The following is a 419-nucleotide window of genomic DNA, read 5'->3' as shown; positions in this document are numbered from 1 at the left end:
ACGCGGTGAACTATCGCGGCTTTCCGCACATGCCCGGCCCCGATTTTATTTTGTCCTACGCTGAACAGGATGAGCAGAAAAATGACGGTTCCTCCTATGTCAAATAAGGTTGTTGCGCTTGCCCGTGGCTGGCTTGGAACGCCTTACCATCATCAAGCCAGTGTCAAAGGGGCTGGTTGTGATTGTCTGGGATTGGTGCGCGGGATCTGGCGGGAGCTATACGGAGCTGAGCCCCAAACGGTTCCTGCCTATTCTCCTGATTGGGGAGAGGTTGGAACACGTGAAACGCTTTTGGAAGCCGGGCAGAAATACTTCCAGCCTGCAGCGCTGGACCCGCCCGGCCTTGGAGCGGTGGTGGTGTTCCGGGTGCGAGCCGGGGCGATTGCAAAACACGCGGGCCTGATCAGCAGGCCGGGCGT

Annotated in this window: 1 protein-coding gene; it reads left to right on the top strand. The window is 58.5% G+C overall.

Translation table 11 applies throughout. The annotated features are described in order from the left end of the window. Positions 1–81: 81 nt before the first annotated feature. On the top strand, positions 82–419 hold a 338-nt coding region (locus tag PsWM33_RS25305), incomplete at its 3' end, for a peptidase P60 (RefSeq protein ID WP_244276744.1).

The sequence above is a fragment of the Pseudovibrio sp. WM33 genome (assembly GCF_001623165.1).
Lineage (GTDB): Bacteria > Pseudomonadota > Alphaproteobacteria > Rhizobiales > Stappiaceae > Pseudovibrio.
The sequence above is the reverse complement of the archived record's forward strand: the minus strand, read 5'-3'. Positions and strand labels throughout refer to the sequence as shown.